This window comes from Brevundimonas sp. (genome assembly GCF_023259385.1).
Lineage (GTDB): Bacteria > Pseudomonadota > Alphaproteobacteria > Caulobacterales > Caulobacteraceae > Brevundimonas.
The window spans coordinates 1-4,063 of sequence record NZ_JAHFPF010000296.1 but is presented as its reverse complement, the minus strand read 5'-3'; the positions used below and the strand labels follow the sequence as shown (position 1 = coordinate 4,063).

Here is a 4,063-nt window from a genome sequence, read left to right as displayed (position 1 = left end):
CGAACAGTTCGGGACCCTGGCCGCCCTCTATCCGGACCGGATCGACCTGGGGCTGGGCCGCGCGCCCGGCACCGACAGCGAGACCGCCCGGGCGCTGCGCCGCTATTTCGAGGCCGCCGACCAGTTCCCGCGCGACGTGATGGAGCTGCAGAACTTCCTGGGCGATCCGGTCGAGGGTCAGCGGGTCACCGCCTGGCCGGGGGCGGGATCCAAGGTGCCGGTCTGGCTGCTGGGCTCCAGCCTGTTCAGCGCCGAACTGGCCGCTCACCTGGGCCTGCCCTTCGCCTTCGCCAGCCATTTCGCGCCCGAGCTTCTGCTCCAGGCGCTGGAGACCTATCGCGCCGGGTTCCGGCCGTCGAAGCAACTGGCCGCGCCGTATGCGATGGCCGCCATCAACGTCTTCGCCGCCGACAGCGACGCGGAGGCGCAGCGCGTCTCGACCTCGATGCAGCAGGCCTTCGCCGCGGTGGTCACCGGCAAGCCCGGCAAGCTGAAGCCGGCGGTGGACGACATCACCACGGTGCTGGACGCCCGTCAGATCGCGGCGGTCGAGAGCCGCCTGACCTACGCCGCCGTCGGCGGGGTGGAGACCGTGCGGACCAAGCTGGCCGAGTTCATCGCCCTGACCAAGGTGGACGAGGTGATGGTCACCGGCATGATCCACGACCTGGACGCCCGGCTGCACAGCCTCGAGGTGACGGCCGAGGCGATCGGCGGGCTCTAGAGCCCCTTCAGGAAATCGATCAGCCACGCGTTCACCGCCTCGGGCCGTTCCTGCTGGATCCAGTGGCCGGCGCCGGGGACGACGACCTGCGAGCGCAGGTCGGGGACGATGTCCTTCAGTCCCGTCTCGTGCTGGCCCGAATAGTGACGGACGGGGTCGCGGTCGCCGACCATGAAGGCGCCCGGGACGCGGACCCGCGCCCCCTGCAGGAAGGCCGTCAGCGACCAGTTCAGGTCGATGCATCGATACCAGTCCAGCGGGGCGCGGAAGCCGCCCGCCGAGAAGGCCGCGACGTATTCCGCGAAATGCTCCGGGCTCATCCACGGCGGCAGGGGCGCGTCCTCGGGGACGGTGGAGATGAAGTTTTCGCCGGGCTGGATGAAGCCGGTCGACTGCAGCTCCGGCGGGGTGGCGCCGTCATAGGCCCAGAAGCCCTTGCGCAGGCCCGCCGCCACGTCGGTCTCGAAGACGGCGTGGGCGTCCGGGGCCTGGAACTGGTTGATGTACAGCTCGCCCAGGCCCGCGCGCCTGGTGATGGCGGCCATGGCGACGGTGGGCGGCCCCTTGGCCCGGCGCGGCTGCAGCGGCACGGACAGGGCGGCGACGGCGGTGAAGACGTCGGGCCGCATCAGGGCGCAGTGCCAGGCCACCGGCGCGCCCCAGTCGTGCCCGACGACGGTGCAGGCCTGATGGCCCAGCGCCCGGACCAGATCGACCATGTCGCCGACCAGATGGAGGATGGAATAGGCCTCGCGCTCGGCGGGTTTGTCGGTCCCGCCATAGCCGCGCATGTCGGGGGCGACCGCGTGATAGCCGGCGCCGGCCAGGGCCTGCACCTGGGCGCGCCAGCTGATCCCGAGTTCGGGGAAGCCGTGGATCAGCAGGACCAGCGGGCCGGAGCCGGCCTCGAGGATCTGCTGGGTCAGGCCGTCGGTCTGGATGTGGCGGGTCTGCATGGACGCACCCGATCACCGGGCGCGAACAGGCGCAAGCCGTTTAGAGCTCGACGCCCGTCGTGCGCATGATCTCGGCGCGCAGTTCGGGCATGCCGTCGCCCTTTTCCGCCGAGGTGACGATGACCGCCGGGAAGGCGGCGGGGCGTTTGGCGATGGCCTTCAGGGTCTCGGCTTGGACCTTCTCGGCCTCGCCCTTCTTCAGCTTGTCGGCCTTGGTCAGGACGATCTGGTAGCTGACGGCGGCGAGGTCGAGGGCGTCCAGCGCCTCGGTGTCCACCGACTTCAGCCCGTGGCGGGCGTCGATCAGCAGATAGACCCGCTTCAGGGTCACCCGGCCGCGCAGGTAGTCGCGGCCCAGGTCCTGGAACTTCTTGACCGTCGACTTGGACGCCTTGGCCCAGCCGTAGCCGGGCAGGTCGACCAGACGCATCTTGCCGTCGAGGTCGAAGAAATTGACCTCGCGCGTGCGCCCCGGCTCGTTCGAGGCCCGGGCCAGCTTGTGCATGCCGACCAGGCCGTTGATCAGGCTGGACTTGCCCACGTTCGACCGACCCGCGAAGGCGATCTCGGGCAGGTCGGGATCGGGCAGTTGCTCGATCTTGGCGCAGCCCATGACGAAGGTCGCCGGACGCGCGAAGAGGATGCGCGCCTGTTCCAGTTCCTCTGGGGTGAAAGCGTCCAACTAGACCTTCGCCTTCTGGAACCGGGCCAGGAAGGTGTCGATCGGGTTCTCGGCCTTGAAGCGGTGCATGATGATGTACTGCTGGAAGATGGTCAGCACGTTGGACCAGGCCCAGTAGATCAGCAGGCCGGCCGGGAAGTTGGCCATGATGAAGGTGAACACCACCGGCATGAACTGGAAGATCTTGCGCTGCATGGGGTCCGGCGCGGGCGGGCTCATGGCCATCTGCAGCCACATGGTCGCGCCGTAGACGATGGCCAGCACGCTGAGGCCCAGGCTGAAGCCGCCGCCCGGATGGCTGACCAGCAGATTGCCGATCAGGGGCGCCGTCGACGGATCCCAGGGGATCAGGCCGAACAGGTTCCAGATGGTGGTGTGGTCCGGCGCCGACAGGTCGCGCAGCCAGCCGAAGAAGGGCGCGTGCCGCATCTCGATGGTCACGAACAGCATCTTGTAGACGGCGTAGAAGACCGGGATCTGGAGCAGCAGCGGAAGGCAACCGGCCAGAGGATTGATCTTCTCCTTCTGGTACAGGGCCATCAGCTCCTGCTGCTGCTTCTGCGCGTCGTCAGGGTGCTTCTTCTTGATCTCCTCCATCTTGGGCTGGAGGTTCCGCATCTTGGACATGCTCTCGTAGCTCTTGTTGGCCAGCGGGAACATGATCAGGCGCACGGTCAGGGTCAGCAGCAGGATGGCGATCCCGAAGTTGCCGACCAGTCCGTAGAAGAACTCGACCAGCAGGAAGATCGGCCGCGTCAGGAAGAACAGGAAGCCCCAGTCGATCGCGTAGATGAAGCGCGGCAGATCGAGGCTCTTCTCGTAGCCGGCCAGGATCTCGTTGCGCTTGGCGCCGGCGAACAGGCGGGTCGTCTCGGTGATCGTGGCGTTCGGTTGGATGGTCCGCGCTTCGCCGACCATGTTGGCCTGGTGGATGTCGGCATGGGCCGAATCGACGACACGGAAGGCGCCCTCGATCTTCTCGTCCTGGCTCGGGATCAGCGCCGCCAGCCAGTATTTGTCGGTGATGCCCATCCAGCCGCCGGTGGAGCTGTGCTCCTGGTTCGGCTTCTTGGCCCAGGCGCCGTACTTGAGCTGGGTGGTGGTGTACGAACCGTCGGTGCCGAAGGTGCCGATGGCGCCCTCGTGCAGGACCTGGTTCTTGCCCAGGTCGTCGGGGATGCCCTGACGCTGAATGCCGGAGACGGCGTTCAAGGTCACCGGACGCGGGCTGAAGTTGGAGACCGTGTCAGTGACGGTGAACAGATACTGTTCGTCCACGGTGATCTGGCGGGTGAAGCGCAGGCCTTGACCATTGTCCCACACCAGCTTGATCGGGGTCGTCGGCGTCAGGACCGAGCCCTCGGTCAGTTGCCAGGCGGTCGCGGCCGTCGGCACCCCGCCGGGAATGTTCGGGCCGCCCCAGGCGAATTCCGCAAAGAAGGCGTGGCGCATGCCTTGCGGGCGGAACAGCTCCACCGGCGGCGAGTCCTTGTCGATCGTCTCGCGGTATTTGGTCAGGAACAGATCGTCGATGCGCGAGCCGGTCAGCGACAGCGAGCCGGTCAGGGTCGGCGTCTGGATGCGGACGCGGGGGCCGGCGCCGAGCGCGGCCGTGCGATCGGCGACGAAGGTCGCGGGCGGGGGCGACGCCGTGCCGGCGGCTCCGCCAGCGGCCGGAGCGTCGCCGACCTTCTCGGCGGC

4 protein-coding genes are annotated in these 4,063 nt (G+C 68.1%); 1 reads left to right on the top strand and 3 read right to left on the bottom strand.

Annotation, left to right across the window (positions count from 1 at the left end):
- On the top strand, window positions 1–724 hold a 724-nt coding region (locus Q0C81_RS17040), incomplete at its 5' end, for an MsnO8 family LLM class oxidoreductase (RefSeq protein ID WP_291840786.1).
- Here Q0C81_RS17040 and Q0C81_RS17035 read toward each other — a convergent pair.
- From Q0C81_RS17035 to yidC, 3 genes are all read right to left on the bottom strand, one after another.
- Entirely contained in the window at window positions 721–1,680 is a 960-nt protein-coding gene (locus Q0C81_RS17035) for an alpha/beta hydrolase (RefSeq protein WP_291840785.1), read from the bottom strand. The two genes, Q0C81_RS17040 and Q0C81_RS17035, sit on opposite strands and share 4 nt — an antisense overlap.
- Before the next feature lie 40 nt (window positions 1,681–1,720).
- A complete protein-coding gene (gene yihA, locus Q0C81_RS17030; protein ID WP_291840783.1) occupies window positions 1,721–2,362 on the bottom strand; it encodes a ribosome biogenesis GTP-binding protein YihA/YsxC in 642 nt (213 codons plus the stop codon).
- On the bottom strand, window positions 2,363–4,063 hold a 1,701-nt coding region (yidC, locus tag Q0C81_RS17025), incomplete at its 5' end, for a membrane protein insertase YidC (RefSeq protein WP_291840782.1).

Bases quoted from the DNA above. Each gene is read 5' to 3' on its own strand.
- Q0C81_RS17035 (WP_291840785.1), bottom strand. From the start codon at position 1,680: ATGCAGACCCGCCACATCCAGACCGACGGCCTGACCCAGCAGATCCTC.